This is a genomic window from Mesorhizobium sp. M1C.F.Ca.ET.210.01.1.1 (assembly GCF_004791585.1).
Taxonomy (GTDB): domain Bacteria; phylum Pseudomonadota; class Alphaproteobacteria; order Rhizobiales; family Rhizobiaceae; genus Mesorhizobium.
In genome coordinates, this window is sequence record NZ_SRUU01000207.1 from 1 (window position 1) to 291 (window position 291).

Annotated in this window: 1 protein-coding gene; it reads right to left on the minus strand. The window is 59.1% G+C overall.

Translation table 11 applies throughout. The annotated features are described in order from the left end of the window. Positions 1-97: 97 nt before the first annotated feature. Positions 98-291, minus strand: a 194-nt coding sequence (locus tag EN853_RS34445; protein ID WP_210236103.1) for a hypothetical protein, incomplete at its 5' end; no start/stop codon positions are given.

The window sequence follows — 291 nt, forward strand, 5'->3', positions numbered from 1 at the left end:
CGCTGATCATCACGGCGACTTATGTACTTATCAACCTGGTGTCCGAAGCGCTGATCCTTCTTCTCAATCCAAGGCTGCGCGTGGCGCGCGGTACGACCTAGCCGGAGAGATAGACCGTATGCGCCGCTCCGTCCTGCGCCTGACCCTGGCGAAGCCAGCAGCTCGCATCGCGCTGGTCCTGGTCGTCATAATCGTTGCACTTGCCTCGCTCGGACCATTTTTCAGTCCGTACGCATTCGATGAAATCGTCGGCGCTCCCTTCGCGCCCATAAACCACGAGCATTGGCTTGG